Consider the following 18,211-nt stretch of genomic DNA (forward strand, 5'->3'; position numbering starts at 1 on the left):
CCGCGTCAGTAGCCGACCGAGTTGAAGAGGAACGGGTACGTGATGATGACGAGGCCGCCCTTGGGAGCCGGGAACTGCCAGCCCTTCAGGCTGCTGAGGATGCACGCCTCGACGGAGGCGTTGCGGAGGGTGGAGGACTTCGTCTTTGCGGAGGCGACGCGGCCGTTGAGCCCGATGGCCCACTCCAGCACCACCTTGCCGGCGAGGCCCGGGTCCTTGAGCAGCGCGCGTTCATAGCAGCCGTGCACTTCATTCAGGTGGCTGTTGATGACCTTGGCCACGGCCTCGCGGTCCACGGTGCCCTGCGTGGAGGAGATGCTGCGCGCGGTGGCGCGCGTGACGGTGCCGCCCACCGCGCCCTTGCCCACGCCGCCCGCGCCCAGCGCGCCGATGCCGCCGCCGCCCTTGCCGCGCAAGAGCTCCGCGCCCAGGGTGGCGCCGCCGCCCTTGCCGCCGCCGCCCAGGCCGAACGTGCCCAGGCCCGCGTTGGCGATGGGCGCCTTGCCGATGAGGCCCGCGAGCTTGTAGTTGGTCTGCTTGGCGTTCTTGCTGCCCGGGCCGCTGCCCAGCTTGTCCACGGCGGCCAGCAGGTCGTTGGCGGCGGGGCCCGCGGCGGACAGCTTCGCGAGCGCCTTGAGGGCCTTGCTCTCCGGCGCGGCGGCCACGGCCTTGGGGACCTGGACCTCCTTGACGGGCTTGGGCGGGGCCTTCTCCGCGACGACGGGCTTCTCCTTGACGGGCTCCTTCTTCTTGAGCGCCTCGAGCTTCTTCTTGGCCTCTTCCTTCTTCTTGGGCTCGGGGGCGATGAGGCGCAGCGCGACGGGCGGCAGGTTCTTCTGGGTGAAGTCCGCGGTCGCGGGGCCCTGCGGCCGGGTGGCGATGAACCAGCCCAGGCCTCCGCCGAAGATGGCGAGGAAGAAGAGGGTCAGCCAGGGCAGGCCCTTGAGCGGGTTGACGAAGACGCGCTCGGGGGCGGGCGCCGCGTAGGCGACGAGCGACATCTTGCCCTGGGTGAGGCGGGCGGCGGCGCCGTCGCGCAGGGTGACGAAGCGGCGGCTGCCGTCGGACTCGAGCGCGGCGGTGGTGACGGGGGCGAAGCGGCCGTCGCCGTTGGCCTTCTCCACGTCGGTGCCGGGGGGCACGAAGAGGCGGTAGTTGCCGTTGACGGATTCAGCGAGCGTGAAGGCGTCGCCTTCCGGGAGGGAGAAGCCCCACAGCGGCATGGGGGCCAGCTCGTCCACGGCGGCCTTCACGGGCTTCTTCGCGTCCGGGGTGAAGCGGCGCGCGTCGCGGCGCACGGCGCCCCAGTACAGCTCCAGGTAGAGCTGGGCCGCGCCCTTCTTGCCCGGGCCGATCTTCGGCGCGTGGGTGGGGCGGGTGGCCGGGGCCGCGTCGAGGACGAGGGGCTCGGAGGTGGGCGCGGCGTCCGTGTCCACGTCCGCGAGCAGGTCGTCCACGACGAGCAGGCTGGGCATGGCCTCCGACGGAGGACGGCGCCGAGTGGAGGGCATGGTGCCCGCGGGGACGGCGGGAGCCGGGGCGCGCTTGGAGGCCGCGGGCTGAGCGTGCGCGGCCTGGGCCCCGGCGTGAGCGGCTTGGGGATGCGCGTGGCCCGCCTGACCGTGCGTCGCGGGATGCTGACCGTGCGTCGCGGGATGCTGACCGTGCGCGGCCTGGGGATGCGCTGACTGTGCCGCGTGCTGAGCGTGCGCGGCCTGTTGCGCATGAGCCGCCTGCGCGCCGTGTTGTGCGTGCGCGGCCTGTTGCGCATGAGCCACCTGCGCACCGTGTTGCGCCTGCTGCTGCGCGTATGCGGCCTGCTGGGCCTGCGCGGCCTGTTGCTGCGCGTACGCCGCTTGCTGCGCCTGCTGCTGCGCGTATGCAGCCTGCTGGGCCTGCTGCTGCGCGTAAGCGGCCTGCTGTGCCTGCTGTTGAGCGTGTGCGGCCTGCTGTGCCTGAGCGGCCTGCTGCGCCTGCTGCTGCGCGTAGGCGGCCTGCTGCTGCGCGTGTGCGGCCTGCTGGGCCTGCTGCTGCGCGTAGGCGGCCTGCTGTTGAGCGTGCGCGGCCTGCTGAGCCTGCGCGGCTTGCTGTGCCTGCTGCTTGGCGTATGCGGCCTGTTGCGCCTGCGCGGCCTGCTGCTGAGCATGTGCGGCCTGCTGCTGAGCGAATGCAGCCTGCTGCTGGGCGTGCGCGGCTTGCCCACCGTGCTGAGGCGCGAAGCCATTCGCGGCCTGCGCGCCGTGCTGGGGCGCGAAGCCGTTCGCCGGATGCGCGGCCTGAGCGCCATGCTGCGCGTGCTGGGGCGCGAAGCCATTCGCGGGATGCGCGGCCTGCGCACCGTGCTGCGGCGGGAAGCCATTCGCGGGGGGCGGAGGCCCAGCGTTTCCGAGGAGCGCGGCGACCTCGGGCGGCGGCTGCGGCTTGGTCTCGACGGGACGCTGGTTGAGGATCCGCGTCTTCAGGACGAACGGACCGCACAGCACCTCGTCCACGGAGCGGATCTCACAGGCCGTGACCTGGTGCCCGTTGACGAAGACGCCGCTGGTGCCGCCGCCCGCGTCCTGGATCGCGGTGCGCCCGTTCTGGAAGTACAGCAACGCATGGCGCGGCGACACGGACGCGTCGTCCAGCCGCAGGTCCGACGACGCATCGGAGCCGAGCGCGTAGGTGCCGGGGACGAAGACCTCCGTCCCCACCAGGAGGCCGTCGCGGAGGATGACGACTTGCAGGACGCTGGGCTGGCCGCTCAACGGTGACGCTCCCTTCGAAGGGTGATGGGCGGTACGGCCCTACTGATCGTAGACGGTGGCGAGCGTCTCGGAGCGGAAGCTGTCCCGCTCGCGAAGCATCGACCGCGTCTTCAATTCCTTGCGGTCATACAGATACACGGCGCCGGACTTGTTCGTCTGGCCCTGGATGAGCCGGTCGTCGAAGTCGATGCGCGACGGGCCGCGCTGCGGCGGCGCGGACGACGCCGTTGCCGCGGCATCCCCCGTCACCGGATCCGTCACGGCCGTGCTCGACTTCGTCTCGATGCGCGGCGGCGCCTTGCTCGAGCCCTTCTTGGCCTTGGTCGCCTTCGCGGCCTTCGTCCGGGGTGCACGTGCACGCCCCTGGGCCCAGGCATCGTTCGCGGTGGAGAGGGGACCGAAGCCGAGCACGCTGGCGACGGCACAGAAGAGAAGGAAACGTCGCATCATCAACAGGTTAAGCGATGCGAGCCCCGACCTGTCAACGCACACTCCAGCCCCATGGCGTGGCGTGTGGCGATCAGGTGTGGGGGGCAGTCCACCTCACGTGGGGCGGGCTCTCCACGCCCTGTCCCGCTTCGTGCCGGTACGCTGGAAAGGTCGCGTGGGATTCCCTCTGAGCGGTGCCTCCCCAGCATGCGAGCAGACGTGGTGCGAAGTCATCGTGACACGGTGGGCGGATGGAGGATGCTCGCGCGCGGGAGGCTCGCACACGCGTGAAGGGTGACATTCGCAAGCTGGAGTGGATCGCGGTGGGGCTCGCTGGCGTGGCCATCCTGGGCCTCCTGGCCATCGTCGTGCTGCCCCGGGAGGCTCCGGAGCCCCCGCCTCCACCCGCGCCGCCGCGTCCCATCCTCCAGGCGGTGGGGCCGAAGCTGACCAGCAACCAGACCTCGCAGCCGCTCTCGCTCTACGGCGAGAACCTGGTGCCGGGCCTGCGGCTGGTGCTGGGCGCGCCCCTGTCGCGCGAGGTGCCGCTCACGGTGGTGGACGCGCGCCACGCCTACACGAGGCTCCCCGCGGACCTCACGCTCCCCGCGGGCACGTTCCAGACGGACGTGCAGCTGTCGCTGGCCGCGAGCACCGACCCCAGGCCCACGGGCAGCGCGCGGCTCACGGTGGTCAACGACGCGGCCTTCCCGGACCTGATGGCGATGGCGCTGTCCCCGGACGGGCGCACGCTCTTCGTCGCGTCGCCGCCCACGGACACGGTGTTCGCGCTGGACGTGGAGTCCGGGCGCGTGGAGGCGATGGCGGTGGGGGACGGGCCGTCGGCGCTCGCGACGTGGAAGGACGCCGGCGGGCGCCCCTGGCTGGGCGTGGCCCACCAGTGGAGCGGGGGGCTCTGGCTGTACGCGCTGGACGCGCCGGAGCGGAAGGCCCGCGTCGTCCCCACGCCCACGGGCGTGTGGGGCCTGGCGGTGGATGCCGCGCAGGGCGTGGCCTTCGTCGCCGAGCACGTCCACGACAAGGTGCACGCGCTCGCGCTGGAGGATGGCCGCGAGAAGTGGGCCCGGGAAGTGGATCCGAACCCGCGCGAGATGGTGCTGCGGAACCAGCTGCTCATGGTGGGCAGCCTCCAGACCGGGCAGGTGGTGCTGCTCGACAACACGAACGGCCGGGAGTTCGGGCCGGTGGTGCCGGGGCCGGGCGTCCCCATCATCGGAGGGCCCACGGAGCCCTTCTCCGCGCAGGTGATGGGCGGCAAGGCGCCCCGGGGGATGGTCGTGAGCGACCGCCTCAATCGCCTCTTCATGTCGAGCCTGGGGCCGAACGTGGGCCCCAACGCCCAGCGCATGGAGGTGAGCGCCAACAGCGGCGTCGCGGTGCTGAACCTGGACCGGAATGAGGTGGTGCGGCACCGGGGCTTCGGCGCGGGCGTGACGGAGGGGCTGGCGCTGGACGACCGCGCCGGGCTGCTCTACGCGGCGGACGTGGGCCTGGGGCAGGTGCGGGTGCTGGACGCGAAGGCGCTGGTGAAGAGCGACGCTGCGGCGCGCGAGGCGGTGCTCCAGACGCTGCCCGTGCCCCCGCCGGAGGGCACGCCGTATATCCGCCCGGCGGAGGACCTGGGCACGAAGGGCCGGGCGGGGCTGGAGCTGCACTCCGGGCCCCGCTCGCTGGCTTTGTCCCCGGACGGGCGCACGCTCTACGTGCTCAACCGCTTCACGGGCACGGTGGCGGTGGTGGACGTGAGCGAGTCGCGGCAGGGCAGGGCGCGCGTGGTGCGGCAGTGGCCGGTGACGGACCTGCGCCCGCGCGAGCAGCGCCGGCTGGGCCAGGTGCTCTACTTCACCGACGTGGGGCGTACGGGCATGAGCTGCGACGCGTGTCACATCGAGGGACACACGGGCGGCGTCTTCTTCGAGAAGACGCGCCCCATGCGCATCTACCGCTCGACGACGGCGCTGGGCAGCCGGGACACGCCGCCCTACTTCACGCCCGCGAGCACGCGCAGCCTCAAGGAGACGGCGGAGACGGTGGGCGGGCGCAACCGCTACCACAACCCGGATCCGCTGCCCTCGGAGGTGGAGGCCCTGGCGCTCTACACGTCGCTCCTGCCCACGCCGCCCAACCCCTACCGGGGCGCGGACGGCGCGCCGCTGGAGACGGTGACGATGCCGGACGGGAAGACAGGGCATCCGGCGAAGGGCCTGGCGCTGTTCGAGGGGAAGGCGCGGTGCGCGGCCTGCCACCCCGCGCCCCTCTTCACCCTGGACCAGGACCCCGCCACGCGAGGCCAGTACCTGGACGTGGGCACGCCCATCGCGCTGGAGCTGCGGCCGGAGCAGCAGCAACTGGTGAAGGGCGCGGCGCCGCCCTCGCTGGTGGGGACCTGGGACGTGTGGCCCCTGCTGACGAGCGCCACGATGGGCTACGCGGTGCAGGGAGACAGGCTGGTGGCGGCCGCGCGCTTCCCGCTGCGAATGCTGCTGGACTCCTCCGGTCCGGAGCACGGCAACGCGCAGGCGCTCACCCCCGAGGAGCGAGACGACCTGCTCGCCTACCTGCTCACGCTGTGAGCCCTAGCGCGACGGGCTGGAGTGGAACGGCAGCAGGACCATGGCCCGGGCCCGGGTGACGAGCGCCTCGGCGACCAGGGGCCAGCCGAACGCCGCGAACGTGAGCACGGTCATCATCCCGCTGAACAGCCACAGCCCCATCATCACCGCGATGCCCAGGTGCATGCCCACGGTCAGCGCCACCCAGAGCCCCCGCGTGTGCCGGGGCCAGACGCAGAACGCGTAGCCCACCTCCACCGCCAGCGTGCCCCACGTGGACAGCTTCACCACCCACGGCACCACCGCGAGCCACGCGAAGTCGAACTGGCCGTACTGGGGCTGCATCAGCACCTCCCAGAGCGCCGTCCCGTCCCGCCACACCGGCCCCAGGAGCTTCTCCAGCCCCGTGGCCAGGTAGATGAGACACAGGTGCACCTGCAACATGCGCAGCGACAGCGTCGCCAGGGCGGACGGCGCGCTGGACAACCTCCCCGCCCTCACGTCCAGGGAGAACGCCGCGCCCACCGGCATCACCGCGCAGTAGAACAGGCTGATGTGCGCGAAGGTCTCCACGCCGTAGGAGAAGAAGCTGATGCTGTTGAGCAGCACCGTGTGGATGACCCACGCCACCACCGCGGACAGCCGCGTGTGCAGGCCCAGCAGCAGGCCCAGCAGCGCCACGACGTAGACGAACGTCAGGGCCTGGATGCCGGCCGACTGGGAGATGCCCAGCGGGGCCAGCGCGGCCACCACCGCGTCCACGCGGGGCACCGACGGGGACGCCAGCGCCTCGGAGACGCTCCAGGGCACCCAGCCCCGGTTGCTCAACAGCTCCGGCAGGCTCTCCGACAGGCTCCACGCCTGGATGAGCAGCAGCGCCGCGACGCCGATGCGGAGCACGCCCAGCGGCTGCGCGGAGGAGGGCGCGCTGACGAACGCCGCCAGCTTCGGACCCACGGAGGACTTCCAGGAAGGGGTGCTCATGGCGTCACCTCGCCGGCGGACACGGGCGGGGGCAGCCGGCGCTCGAACACCGCGCGGTAGGCCTCCGACCAGAGGGGGCGCGAGCCGCGCAGGTGCGCCTCCATGGAGGGCAGCTGGAGCGACTCCACGCGCACCGTGACGGAGCGCGCGTCCGGGTGCCGGCCGAACATCGCCGCGGCCCACGCGCGGGCCAGCGCGTCCCGGCTCTCCTGGAGGCCGAAGCGCAACATCATGGAATGGATGCGCACGTTCACCGCGCTGTTGTCGGACCGGAAGTCGTCGTGCAGCTGTTCGCCGGACGCACCTTCCAGGTCGAAGGACACCTTCACCGCCGGGCTCACCCCGGGGGCGAAGAAGCTGAAGCCACTGCTCGCGCCCGTCCAGTGCACGTAGGCCTGCGCCCAGGGCCTCACGGTGTCCGTGAGCTGCAGGAAGGGCACGTGGAACGCGCCACAGGCCACCAGCAGCAGGTGCACCGCGGCAAGGCCGGTCAACAACCCGTGCCTGGGAGTCAGGGTGTGTCGCATGGGGGCTCGCTCCAAAGACCGAGCGCCGGAGGTGGGACCTCCGGCGTCGGGTACGTCTTGAATGAACAGCTACATCGCTTCAGGGGGTCGTGACGTCAGGCCGCTTCAGTTGCAGTTGCCGCTCGCGCCGCCGCCGAACACGTTGCCGATGATGCCCAGCAGGGTGCCCGTCGTGTTGCCCAGCAGGTTGCCGGCGACGTTGCCCAGGATGTTGCTCACGAAGCCGCAGCCGCTGGAGCCGCCGGAGCCGCCGGCCAGGGGGCCCGTCTTCGACACGAGCACGACCTCCTCCATCGCCACCGCCATGCGGGGGTCGTGGCTCTTCACGTCACCACCATGCGCCATCGCGCCCGTCGCACCCAGCGCCAGCACGAACATCGCCACGGTCCCGCCCAGCTTCGTCGTCTTCATTTGGTCTTGCTCCTTGGGATTGGACAGCATGGGCAATGTCTTTCCCCTCCCAGGAATCGGTAGCATCCCGGTAAGACCAGGAATTTGTCGGAAGCTGGTTCCAGGCAGGATGTGGACATTCCAGCCTGGTTGGCGGCGACCTGTTCACGAGGGCCGCGAAAAGTCGGGCCGGTGACGGGGCTTCGCGCGGTGCCGCCCCGCGGGTTGCTTGCGTTGGATGGGGGGCCTGAGGTCTACAATCCAACGGATGCGTTCCTCCCCCCGGGTCGCCTGGCTCCTTGTCCCAATGCTGTGGCTGTCGTGCACCGACGCGGGGCTCTATTCGATTGATGACCGCGCGGGCGGCTCCCGCGACCGCGCCAACTTCGAGGGCGACCTCTGCGTCCCGGAGGCCACCGGCGACGCGTTCCCCGTGAAGGTCGTCTTCGCGCTCCAGGGCGGCACCGGTGTGGAGACGGAGATGGTGGGCTACGCGGTGGACGGGCTCACCACGCTCACCTCGCGCTTCACCGGCCCCCAGACGCGCTTCGGGCTGGTGGCGTTCCACTCGGTGGCCACCGGCCTGCAGGGCAGCTTCACGGACGCCGCCGCGTTCCAGTCCATCCTGCCCCGCTACGCCAGCTACCAGCAGCAGGGCCCCATCAGCATCCGCTCCGCGCTGCGGCTGTCCAAGAGCCTGCTGTCCGGCGACATGCAGGCCTCCTGCAAGGGCGAGGTCGCGCGCACGCGCTACGTGGTCGCGCCCGTCATCCGCAGCTCCGACGTGAGCTGTGACAACCCGGCCTACAACATCGGCATCGACAGGCGCTGCACCGCGCTGTCCCAGGCCGCCGGCTGCAACGCGTCCCCGGAGGCGCAGGCCCAGTGCAACGCCGCGTGCAGCCAGTGCGAGCTGACCGCCGTGGTGGGAGAGCTCAAGGGCCTCACGGAGCAGCTGGGCGCGGGCGACGTCAGCGTCCAGCCCGTCTACGTCCGCGGCGCCACGCCGGACGCCGTCACGCGCCTCCAGGTGGCCGCCATCGCCAACGCGGGCGGCAGCGCGCCCGTGGAGACCGACTTCGCGGGCCTGCCCAACGCGCTCGCGCGGCTGGACTACGGCGCGCTCGACAACTCGCTCAAGTTGAAGCGCTTCCTCGCCTTCAACCGCAACGTCCAGGTGCGCAACGGCCAGATGCTCACCGACAGCGACGGCGACGGCGTGGGCGACGACGACGAGCGCGCCCTGGGCCTGGACCCCACCGTCCCCGACACGGACCAGGACGGCCTCATGGACGGCGTCGAGCTGCGCATGGGCCTGGACCCGCTCGCCGTGGACCTCATCAACGGCTGCAGCGTGGTGCAGGACACCGACGGCGACCGGCTCAACGACTGCGAGGAGCGCGTGCTCGGCAGCGACCCCTGCGTGGGCGACACCGACGGCGACGGCCTGCCGGACCTCGTGGAGGCCCTGTCGCGGACCAACCCGCTCGTCCCCGAGGACCTGCTCGACAGCGACCGCGACGGCGTCACCAACGTGGCGGAGGTGGAGGCCCACGGCGACCCGCTCAGCGCCGACCTCGACTTCCACCGCGAGCGCGGCTACGGCTACTCCGTCGTCCCGCTTCCTCCCACGGCCACCAGCGACCGCGCCTGCTACCGCACCCGCGTGGAGAACGTCTCCCTGGTCCCCACCCTGGAGCGCCCCCACCCGTTCTTCCCCGGCGAGTTCATCCCCGCGGGCACCAACGAGGTCTACCTCTACCTCCAGGTGGGCCGGGACAATGATCCGCGCGGCGCCGGCGTGGGTTCGCTCTTCATCCAGGAGATCCAGTACGACCCGGACTCGGGCCGCACCCCCGCGGGCATGATTTCCCTCACCTCCGACGACTTCATCGTGGGCACCTGAGCCCGGCCCAATCGTGGGGTGTTCCCCACAGTCTCAATGGGGTGTCCCCCCCACACCCATCCTGTAGCAGTCTCTTCCGAGCCCGCAACCCCTTGAAGTTCCTGACCCTGAAAGTCCTACAGCGGTGGGATCGGCTCTTGCTAGGGGAGGGGTTGTGAAAGGAGTCACCATGACTATCGGTCGCATTGCCCCCATGTTGGCGCTCGGAGCCTTCCTGGTACTGAGCCCCCGTACCGTGCAGGCCCAGGAGCAGAACCCGGACAACCCGGAGTGCCTCGGAGACGAGTGCGGTCGGCCCAAGGAGGAGGGCGGCGGCTGCGGCTGTGGCTGCGGCTGCTCCGTCTGGGTGGCGTACACGGACGACGGCAAGACGCTGTCGTACACGGACGACGCGGACGGCGACGGCAAGGCGGACGACAAGGACAACTGCCCGTTCACGTCCAACCGCGATCAGGACGACTCGGGCGACGGTGACGGCGTCGGCTCCGCCTGCGACAACTGCGCGAGCGTCGCCAACGCCACGCAGCTGGACGGCGATGGCGACGGCATCGGCGACGCGTGCGACCCGGACGACGACAACGACGGCAAGCCGGACGGGGAGGACAACTGCCCCACCATCCCCAACGCCAACCAGGCGGACAGCGACAAGGACGGCATCGGCGACGTCTGTGACGACGACGACGACAACGACGGGAAGAAGGACGGCGAGGACAACTGCCCGCTCGTCGCGAACGAGGACCAGCAGCTGCCGGCGGACGTGAGCCTGTGCCGCGTGGACGCGGACGGCGACAACATCTCCGACAACCTGGACAACTGCCCCGGCCTGTCCAACCCGGACCAGAAGGACGCGGACGTGGACGGCATCGGCGACGCGTGCGACCCGGACCGGGACAACGACTCCGTGCTCAACGCCCAGGACAACTGCCCCCTGGTGGCCAACCGCGACCAGGCGGATGACGACGGCGACGGCCTGGGCGACCTGTGCGACACGCGCTACTGCGTGGTGCTCAACAAGGACCAGCCCAACGACTGCCTGGATCCGAAGGCGCCCTTCAGCGTGGGCACGGGCGGCACCCTGAGCGTGGAGAAGACGGGCATGGCGGTGCGCCCGCCCCTGTTCGCCAACCGCAACGGCGCGGCCATCGAGTACACCTGGACGGTGGTGAAGCGTCCCTCCGGCTCCACCGCGGTGGTGGAGAACCCCAAGGGCGCCGTCACCTACAGCCGCCACTGGGAGTACCAGTACGTGGACGGCAGCGTGCCCAACTTCCAGCCGGACAAGGAAGGTGAGTACGAACTGCAGGTGTCCACGCGCCTGGCCTTCGCGGACCGCGTGTTCCCCGCGGAGCGCGCCTCCGTGTCCAGCCTCTTCGTGAAGGTGGGCAAGGACGACGGGAACGGCGGCGGCTGCACCTCGCTGCCCGCGGGCGGCAGCGCCGCGGCCCTGGGCGCGGGCGTGCTCGGCCTGCTGCTGCGCCGCCGCAAGAAGGCGTAAGAAGTGTCATCCGTGCCAGGAGGTCCGCATCGCATGCGCCGTCAGCTCGTGGTTCCGTTTCTTGCGACCGGCCTCCTGGCCCTGGGTGTGCTGTCCTGTTCCGACACGCTCCTGGAGCCGCGCGCCCAGGAGCAGTCCCAGCTGGATGACCGGCTGACGCTCACCGGGCGGGTGTGCACGCGCCCGGCGAACCCCACCGGGTTCCCGGTGAAGGTGGTGCTCGTCGTGGACGAGTCCGGCAGCATGTGCGTGTCGGATCCGCCGGGCTCGCAGGAGGGCAGCGGCTTCTGCGAGCGCGCGGAGGTGCAGGCCATCATCCCGCCGGGCGTCACGGAGCCCGCGCGCGTGCGCGCCCTGAAGAACCTGGTGTCGGGCTTCAAGCGCATCAACGACGCGCGCCAGGGCAACATCAGCATCGCCATTGCACCGTTCGAAACGAACGTGAAGAACACCTGGCCGCCTCCGGGAGGTGACCGCTTCCAGGCCCCGGGCAACATCAACGGCTACATCGAGGGGCTCCAGTCGCAGCTGGGCAAGGGCACGGACTACCAGGGCGCGCTCAGCTACGCGTACAGCCTCATCGCGAGCGACATCGAGGCGGTGTCCCAGGCCACGCCGGAGTTGCTGCCGCGCACGCGCTACGTCGTCGTGTTCCTCACGGACGGCACGCCGTACCCGCGCTGCTCCGCCAACGACGACCTGACCGTCTACGCGGGCCCGGACACGCCGGACCTCACCTGGCGCGACTCCATCTCCAGCTTCTGCAACGCCACCAGCACCACCGACGCCATCACCGGCTTCGAGGTGGGCACGGACCGCAACCAGAACTACCAGCTCTTCAGCTACGTGCGCCGGCTGATGGAGCTCAAGACGCAGTACAACGTGGGCGACGTGCGCATGCACACGGTGCTGCTCTTCAACGAGGAGGCCGTGCGCGCCTGCGGCCCCATCTGCCAGGACATCTACGGCACCTACCCGGGCGTCCCGGAGGCGCAGTACCCGGCCGCGGCGAAGAAGATCGCCTCCTTCCTGCTCAAGCGCTTCGCGGAGATGGGCAACGGCGTCTACCAGGAGTTCAGCGACACGGCCGAAATCAGCGAGCTGGGCCTGGGCGCGCTGGACTACTCCTCCTTCGCATCGCCCAACGTGATGAAGACGCTGATGGTGGAGCCCTTGAGCTCCGCGCCGGGGGATGAGGGCCGCGTGCTGGACAGCGACGGCGACGGCGTCCCGGACTCCCTGGACAACACCTTCACGCTCAAGACGACCCCCTTCACCATCGACAGCGACGGGGACTGCCTGAGCGACGGCTTCGAGTACCGGCGCCAGGACCAGGGCTTCAAGCCGGGCAACGACCTGGACGCGCGCGGCTGCGACCCCAAGTCCCCGCTGACGCCCGGCTGCACCTGCCGGGACACGGACGGGGACGGCCTGTCGCAGTTCGCGGAGGACTACCTCAAGACGCGCCAGGGCATCGTGGACAGCGACGGCGACGGCGCGCCGGACGGGTTGGAGGCGAAGTACGGCCTGAACCCGCTCCAGTCGAGCGTGGCCGGCCTGGACACCGACGGCGACGGCGTGCCGGACGACGAGGAACTGAAGGCCGGCAGCGACCCCACCCGGCGCGACCGGCTCTTCCACGACAAGTACGGCATCCAGTACGAGGTGACGAAGGTGGCGGGCGGCAACGACACGAACGGCGTCTGCTACGACTTCACCGTGTCCAACCTCCAGCTGGTGACGCCGCCGGACCGCTCGGGTGTGAAGCAGGGCTACAACCTGTTCAAGGTGTGGTTCGCGGAGGCGCCGGAGAGCGGCGTGGCCACGGACTACGGCGTCTGGCGCACCGCGTGCGCGTGGGCGCAGTACGCGCCGCCCAGCGTGCGCGTGCCGCTGGGGCCGGACCTGGCCATGGACGACGGCGACTTCCGCCGGCCGGATCAACTGGTGGACCCCTGGAGGACCCAGGGCAATTGCGTCGGCGTGTCGCCTTCGCAGGGAGGCGCGTCGCCGTGAGCCGCGCGGGACGTCTTTGGGCCCTCACCCTGGTGGGGCTCGCCGTGGTGGTGGCCTGTACGGATTCGTACCTCTACGACCCGCGCCGTGACACGGAGGTGCCCGCGGACCGGGCCGTGTCGCTGGACGGGCGCTTCTGCACGCTGGGCGCGAACGAGGTCATCCGGCCCATCAAGATCATCGTCGCCATGGACGCCAGCCAGTCCATGCGCGTGAGCGACCCGGACGGCACGCGCGCCACGGCGCTGGTGGACCTCATCGAGAACCTCCCGCAGGACCCGGAGGTCTCCATCGCGGTGATGCTCTTCGCGGGCAGCACCACGGCGTTCCTCACGCAGGACCCGGGGCCGCCGGCGGAGGACGGCTTCGTGCAGGTGTCGCGGCTGGACGCCAACGCGAAGGCCATCCTCACGGAGAAGCTGCTCACGTTCCGCAACACGGACACGTCGCCGAACCGGGACTCGACGGACTTCGTCAAGCCGCTGTCGGACATCTACTCGCTCATCAACACGGACATCGCGCGGGCGCGGCAGCAGCCCAGCGGGAATGAGGCCCTGGCGCAGGCGCGCTACTCGGTCATCTTCCTGTCGGACGGCAAGCCCACGAACAACCAGGACGACGAGCTCATCCGCGGTGACGCGGTGGTGCGCATCCGGCAGCTGCGCGACCTGGTGGAGGACGTGCGCTTCAACACCGTGCACGTCTTCAACCCCACGCAGCCCGTGCCCTCCGTGTGCGACCTGGTGTCGGAGGACGGCGGCTTCGGCGACGGCGGCTGCCCGCTGCTCATCATCAACCAGAACGCGGACCGCCTGGAGAAGATGGCCACGCTGGGCGGCGGCAACTTCCGCGACTTCCGCAACAACGAGCCCATCAACTTCCTCAACTTCCAGTTCGGCCAGGTGCGCCGCGCCTTCGTCGTGAAGGAGTTCGTGGCCTCCAACTTCTCCGCGCCCCCGGGCAGCCCTCTGGACGAGGCGGACACCGACGGCGACGGCCTCTCCGACGCGCGTGAGTACGAGCTGGGCACGAACCCCAACCTGCGCGACACCGACACCGACGGCTTCAGCGACGGCGTGGAGGTGTACTTCCGCGACCGCGGCGTGCAGTTCGACCCCACCCAGGAAGTGCAGCCGGACGGCGGCGGCCTGGACAAGGGCTGCCCGCCCGCGCTGCGCGGCGTGGACACGGACTGCGACGGCCTCCTGGACTGCGACGAGCAGTTCATCGGCACCAACGCAACGCTCCAGGACAGCGACGGCGACGGCGTGCCGGACGGCATGGAGTGGCGGGGCGGCACCCAGGGCTCCAGCAGCGACCTGGACGAGGACCCGGACACCGACGGCCTCACCAACCGCAGCGAGGCGCGCATGCACATGCGGCCCCTCCAGGTGGACACCGCCAACCTGGCCTCGGACGCGTACCGTTACAGCATGGAGGCGGACGGCCCGGTGGATGACCAGGGCCGCCAGTGCTACCGCTTCCGCGTGGACAACGTGCTGCTCGCGCCCACCGTCGCCATGATCGCCGACGGCGGCGTGGACGGGGGCGTGGACGCCGGCACCGTGCAGCGCGGCGCGGGCTACAACGACATCTACCTCTCCGTGGCCATGCTGCCCGCGGATGACCCGACCGCGCGCACGCTGGTGCGCACCTTCCGCGTGGACTCCGTGCGCTACCCGGTGGGCGGCATCAAGTCGCCTCCGGACGGCGTCGTCCGCGTGAACCCCGAGGACTTCGTGGACGGCTGCCCCGGCGTCGCCCCGACCCTCTCGCCCGTCCCCTGATTCCGCAGCCCCCGAGTCCCCCATGCGCCTTCGCACCCGACTGCTCCCGCTCGCGCTCCTCCTGCTGGCCGCCTGTTCCTCTGACGGGGACGACACGCCGGATGGCGGCACGGGCGTGGTGGAGGACCTCTGCAACAGCCGCGACGAGGCCCTGACGAACCCGGACTGCGAGCTGAAGCCCGGCGTGCCCGTGGAGCGCTTCCTGGCGCTCACCGGCGACGTGAAGGCCGGTGACGAGGACTGGTACAGCGTCCGCATCCCGGCCTCCGCCAACGCGCGCACGCTGGTGCACGTCACCGGCACGTACCTGGCGTCCAGCACGCCGGTGAACCTGTCCGTGACGGTGCAGGAGAAGGACAAGAGCACCGCGCTGGTGGCGAAGTCGGATCAGCACGGCTCGGGCGCCCCGAAGCCGGTGGACATCGTGCTGCCGTACGGCACGCCGGACACGCAGCTCATCATCGTGGTGCGCGACGCGCCCACGAACCCCGCGCGCCCCGCCTTCGACGCGCGCAACCCCTACCGGCTCACGGTGGAGCTCATCGAGAACCCGGACACCAACGAGCCCAATGACGTGACGCCCACGCCCATCGCGCTGGCGGCGCAGGGCGCCGTGCAGGTGGGCACCGCCCGGGGCTACCTGGCCACGGACGCGGACGTGGACCGCTTCAGCTTCCCGCTGACGGCGGGGAAGATCGCCTACGTGCGCCTCACCGCGCCGGACCAGGGCTTCGCGCCCAACTACCGGCTGTCCTATGAGCTCTTGCGCCCCAACAGCACCGACAAGGAGTCGGAGGGCAACGTGCTGCCCAAGGTGCACCCGGGCGTGCTGGCCACCGCGCGCAAGGTGAAGCTGGCGGGCACCTGGGTGCTGGTGGTGAAGGGCTACCGGGGCAACAACGAGCCCGTGCCCGCGGGCGACCTGCGCCAGCCCTACGAGGTGGAGGTGCGCGTGGTGGACGAGGCGGACCCGCGCGACCAGTCCGGGGACAACGACGCCTACGCCCGCGCGTACTCGCGCAGCCTGGTGGGCTCGCCGGGCACGTCCACGACCTTCGACGGACGGCTGGGCTACGTGTCCGACCGCGACTGGTTCGCGCTGCAGCTGCCCGCGTACGCGAAGCCCAGCCTGCTGCGCTACAAGCTGGTGGAGGTGCCCACCACCACCCGCTTCGACCCGCTGCCCCTGCCGCTGGGCCAGCTGGCGGACCGGCAGGTGCTGGTGTTCACCACGGTCAGCACATCCGTCACCGCCGAGCAGCGCGCCACCTGCACCAGCGACCCGGCCGTCTGCCCGCGCGACACGCGCGAGCACCCCGACGCGCCGGGGCTGGTGCAGACGTACTGCAACAACGCGGAGGCCGTGCTGTGCCTCCAGTCGCTGCGCGAGGAGAGCGACCCGGCGCGCTTCGCCGGCCTGAGCAACTTCCAGGGCGTGCTGCCGGTGCCCGCGCACGCCGCGACGGCGACGTACCACTTCGTGGTGCAGGACGACGGCAACAACTGGGCGGATGACCGCGACTACCGGCTGGAGGTGTCCTGGGACGACGACGACGCGGAGGAGGTCGCCGCCTACAGCGGGGGCGTGGAGCAGGCGCGCGCGAAGACGCTCGGCGACGTGGGCACGGGCAACCTGCCGGTGGGCAACGCCACCTTCGAGGCGAAGGGCCAGCTGACGTACGGCCACGGACGCCTGCGCGGCAACGACCGCGCCACGGGCCTGGGCGTGCGAGGCCCCGCGGACTACGACGCGGTGCCCTCCGACACGGACACCTTCCAGTACCAGCTCCCCACCCGGAGCGCGCCGGAGGACGCGGCGTGGCTGGTGCAGTGGGACGTGGACAACCTGCCCGACGGCGGCACCCCGCATGGGCTGGCGCTGGACCTGACCTTCTGCGACGGCAACAGCACGGACGGCGGCTCCGGCACGTGCACGCCGGTGACGACCACCAGCACGGGCGGAGCGCTGACGCTGGCCTACAGCTCGACGGCGATGCGCGCGTGGCACACCTCCGCGAGCGCGCCGCTCAGCAGCTACCAGGCGCTGTACCAGCTGGAGAAGACGGCCAGCACCACGCGCGTCACGGTGGCGCCCTACGCGTGCTCCTGCCTGGAGCGGCGCTTCATCAAGGGCGGCACGCTCAAGGTGGCGGTGAGCGCCACCGAGCGCACGGACTACAAGCCCGTGGGCTACACGCTGCGCACCGGCTACGGCGACTACCCGCGCGGCTACACGGCGGCGGATGGCGGCTCGCCCACGTCGTGCCCGGCGCCCACGCAGGACGGTGGCACGTGGGTGGGCGGTTGCCAGTTCACCCGCTAGCGACGCCGGCCGGGCGGCGGGGCCTCAGGCCTCCGCCGCCGCCGGGGGCGCCGCTCCGGCTACCGGGCGATGCCCTTGCCCTTGAGCGCCAGCTCCCGCGTGTCCCCGTTGGCGGCGTTGGACTTGAGGGTGAGCGTGCCGGTGAACTCCTTGGCGGCGTTGGGCTTGAAGGCGACCTCGATGAAGGTGCGCTGGTAGGTCTCCAGCTTCATGGGCCCGTTCTCCGGCCACGTGTCCGGCTTCTTCATGGTGAAGACGCTGGGGCCGGAGAGGGAGGCCTCGTTGAGCTCCAGCGTCTGGAGGCCGCGGTTCTCGATGTAGAGCGTGTTGAAGGTCGTCGCCCCCACGTAGGTCCCCGCGGAGAACTCCGTGTCGAAGCTCAGCTCCGTGCGGTCGATGATCAGCTGCGGCGTGTTGGGCAGCTCCTCGGTTTCGTCTCCGCAGCCCGCCAGGGCGATGATGGTGAGAGGCAGCCACAGGTTGCGCAGGCGCATGGACATCCACTCCTCGGTGAGGTTCAGAAGAATGTCTGGTGTTGTAACACGGAATGTCTCGCGACTGGCGTGCGCGGTGATGGGATTGATGCTCGTCGCGTGCGGCGGCTCGCGGGATGACTTCATCGGCGCGCGCGTGCTGGATGTCTGCAAGGCGTCCTGGCCCGTGTGCAGTGAGTACGCGGGCTGCATCCTCGGGCCGGAGAGCTACGCCGAAGGGCGCTTCCCCGGCCGCGGGCAGGTGCTGGTGCGCGTGCCGGAGGCCTCCACCATCAAGGTGAGCTTCTACCTGGAGGAGGTGACGGCCGCGGGCGAGGAGACCGCCATCACCGTGCACGAGGAGGGCTGCCGCGCGCGGCAGCGCAAGGCCTCCACGGGCCGCGCGGCGCTGGACCAGATGGAGAAGTTCGGCGTCTTCACGCAGCAGGCGGACGTCACCGGCGTGGGTGACCACCTGGTGGAGTTCGACTCCGACATGCAAGCGCGCTACGTGGTGAAGGTGGACGTGACGCCGCTGCGCATCCAGTAGCAGCGGCG

13 protein-coding genes are annotated in these 18,211 nt (G+C 71.0%); 7 read left to right on the forward strand and 6 right to left on the reverse strand.

Annotated elements, in window-relative coordinates; genetic code table 11:
* Positions 1-5: 5 nt before the first annotated feature.
* Together AABA78_RS35015 and AABA78_RS35020 are read right to left on the reverse strand one after the other, a co-directional pair.
* Entirely contained in the window at positions 6-2,750 is a 2,745-nt protein-coding gene (locus tag AABA78_RS35015) for an AgmX/PglI C-terminal domain-containing protein (protein WP_338269821.1), read from the reverse strand.
* Between the two features lie 39 nt (positions 2,751-2,789).
* Positions 2,790-3,197, reverse strand: coding sequence for a hypothetical protein (locus AABA78_RS35020; protein WP_216623375.1), 408 nt, complete (start codon positions 3,195-3,197; stop codon positions 2,790-2,792).
* Positions 3,198-3,466: 269 nt separating this feature from the next.
* Between AABA78_RS35020 and AABA78_RS35025 the strand changes: the two genes are divergently transcribed.
* Complete coding sequence (locus AABA78_RS35025; RefSeq protein ID WP_370469502.1) at positions 3,467-5,773, forward strand: MtsA protein; 2,307 nt, start codon at positions 3,467-3,469, stop codon at positions 5,771-5,773.
* Between the two features lie 3 nt (positions 5,774-5,776).
* Here the strand turns inward: AABA78_RS35025 and AABA78_RS35030 are convergent, their stop codons facing one another.
* From AABA78_RS35030 to AABA78_RS35040, 3 genes are all read right to left on the reverse strand, one after another.
* Positions 5,777-6,736, reverse strand: coding sequence for an HTTM domain-containing protein (locus tag AABA78_RS35030; RefSeq protein WP_338269823.1), 960 nt, complete (start codon positions 6,734-6,736; stop codon positions 5,777-5,779).
* Positions 6,733-7,263, reverse strand: a complete 531-nt coding sequence (locus AABA78_RS35035) for a hypothetical protein (RefSeq protein ID WP_338269824.1) — start codon at positions 7,261-7,263, stop codon at positions 6,733-6,735. Before AABA78_RS35035 ends, AABA78_RS35030 begins: the two co-directional genes overlap by 4 nt.
* Positions 7,264-7,368: 105 nt before the next feature.
* Positions 7,369-7,674, reverse strand: a complete 306-nt coding sequence (locus AABA78_RS35040; RefSeq protein ID WP_338269825.1) for a hypothetical protein — start codon at positions 7,672-7,674, stop codon at positions 7,369-7,371.
* Between the two features lie 247 nt (positions 7,675-7,921).
* Here AABA78_RS35040 and AABA78_RS35045 point away from each other — a divergent pair, with 247 nt between their 5' ends.
* The 5 genes from AABA78_RS35045 to AABA78_RS35065 all read left to right on the forward strand — a co-directional run bounded on the left by AABA78_RS35045 (position 7,922) and on the right by AABA78_RS35065 (position 17,180).
* Entirely contained in the window at positions 7,922-9,559 is a 1,638-nt protein-coding gene (locus tag AABA78_RS35045) for a calcium-binding protein (RefSeq protein WP_338269826.1), read from the forward strand.
* A 169-nt stretch (positions 9,560-9,728) separates the two neighbouring features.
* Positions 9,729-11,054, forward strand: coding sequence for a cell-cell cohesion MYXO-CTERM protein MtsC (gene mtsC, locus AABA78_RS35050; protein ID WP_171421755.1), 1,326 nt, complete (start codon positions 9,729-9,731; stop codon positions 11,052-11,054).
* A 33-nt stretch (positions 11,055-11,087) separates the two neighbouring features.
* Positions 11,088-13,070 (forward strand): cell-cell cohesion protein MtsD, encoded by a 1,983-nt coding sequence (gene mtsD / locus AABA78_RS35055; RefSeq protein WP_338269827.1) that lies wholly within the window; start codon positions 11,088-11,090, stop codon positions 13,068-13,070.
* Complete coding sequence (locus AABA78_RS35060) at positions 13,067-14,857, forward strand: VWA domain-containing protein (RefSeq protein ID WP_171421753.1); 1,791 nt, start codon at positions 13,067-13,069, stop codon at positions 14,855-14,857. Before mtsD ends, AABA78_RS35060 begins: the two co-directional genes overlap by 4 nt.
* Positions 14,858-14,879: 22 nt before the next feature.
* A complete protein-coding gene (locus AABA78_RS35065) occupies positions 14,880-17,180 on the forward strand; it encodes a hypothetical protein (protein WP_338269828.1) in 2,301 nt (766 codons plus the stop codon).
* A gap of 59 nt (positions 17,181-17,239) precedes the next feature.
* On the opposite strand, the gene AABA78_RS35070 is transcribed toward AABA78_RS35065, so the two are convergent.
* Positions 17,240-17,674 carry a hypothetical protein gene (locus AABA78_RS35070; RefSeq protein ID WP_338269829.1) on the reverse strand — a complete coding sequence of 145 codons (435 nt, stop codon included), beginning with the start codon at positions 17,672-17,674 and terminating at the stop codon, positions 17,240-17,242.
* 79 nt (positions 17,675-17,753) lie between these two features.
* On the opposite strand from AABA78_RS35070, the gene AABA78_RS35075 reads away from it, so the two are divergent.
* The gene (locus AABA78_RS35075) at positions 17,754-18,203 is read left to right on the forward strand and encodes a hypothetical protein (protein WP_171420775.1); all 450 of its coding nucleotides are present in this window, start codon (positions 17,754-17,756) and stop codon (positions 18,201-18,203) included.
* Positions 18,204-18,211 lie beyond the last annotated feature (8 nt).

Origin of the sequence: Corallococcus caeni (assembly GCF_036245865.1) — a bacterium.
Taxonomy (GTDB): domain Bacteria; phylum Myxococcota; class Myxococcia; order Myxococcales; family Myxococcaceae; genus Corallococcus; species Corallococcus caeni.